Origin of the sequence: Kitasatospora phosalacinea, assembly GCF_030268885.1 — a bacterium.
In the GTDB taxonomy this organism is placed as follows: Bacteria; Actinomycetota; Actinomycetes; order Streptomycetales; family Streptomycetaceae; genus Kitasatospora; species Kitasatospora phosalacinea_C.
The window spans coordinates 1-1015 of the sequence record NZ_BSSA01000091.1; the positions used below are offsets into that span (position 1 = coordinate 1).

Annotated in this window: 1 protein-coding gene; it reads left to right on the forward strand. The window is 67.3% G+C overall.

The features are described 5' to 3' along the window. The first annotated feature begins 146 nt into the window (after positions 1-146). Positions 147-986 carry an IS5 family transposase gene (locus QSK52_RS39065; RefSeq protein ID WP_285741037.1) on the forward strand — a complete coding sequence of 280 codons (840 nt, stop codon included), beginning with the start codon at positions 147-149 and terminating at the stop codon, positions 984-986. The last annotated feature ends 29 nt before the right edge of the window (positions 987-1015 follow it).

Below are 1015 nucleotides of genomic sequence, written 5' to 3' on the forward strand. Positions count from 1 at the left end.
GTGACCGGTGTGACGCATGCGCGCGAAAGCCCGCCGGAGATGCGCACTCCGTCCTGTCTCATTCCAAGAAGCCGGTCTCGATGGCATCTGTCCCCGGCAGTACGAGGTCCATGGCCAAGACGGTGATCCCGCGGTATGCCGTCATCATGACGGATCGTCGACCGTATCCGAGCGACCTGTCCGACGCCCGCTGGGCCCTGGTCGAGCCCATCCTCACCGCCTGGCGACAAGCCCGAACCGAGCGAGCCCTCGCCTTCGGCCGATCGCCCGAGCATGACCTGCGAGACCTCCTCGACGCGATCCTGTACGTCGACCGGACCGGCATCCCCTGGCGCTACCTCCCACACGACTACCCACCCTGGGAGACCGTCTACGCCTACTTCGCCCGCTGGCAGAAGGAGGGAGTGTTCGAGCAGCTCAATGGCCTCTTACGGCGTCTGATCCGCACCCGTGAGGGCCGCGACCCGGAGCCGACGGCCTGCATCATCGACTCGCAGAGCGTGAAGACCTCCACCAACGTTCCCGCCGCCTCGCAGGGCGTTGATGTCGGGAAGAAGATCGCGGGCAGGAAGCGGAACATCGTCACCGACACGATCGGCCTGCTGCTGGTAGCGCTGGTGACCGCCGCGAGCGTGCAGGACAACGTCGCCGGCCGGCAGCTGCTGACCGCGGTCGCAGCCGACCACCCGACCATCCGCAAGGCCTGGGTCGACATGGGCTACAAGAACGCCGTCGTCGAATACGGCGCAACCCTCGGCATCGATGTCGAGATCGTCCGCCGCAACCCCGCCACCAGGGGGTTTGTCGTCCAGCCCCGCCGCTGGGTCGTCGAGCGGACCTTCGGATGGCTCATGAACCACCGCCGCCTGGTCCGCGACTACGAGGCTCTTCCGGCCCGCTCCGAAGCCATGGTCCACGTCGCGATGATCGGCCTCATGACCCGGCGCCTCACCGGCGAGTCCACCCCGACCTGGCGCGGAACCTGACCTCAGGAGTCAGGGACGAAACGCCCAGT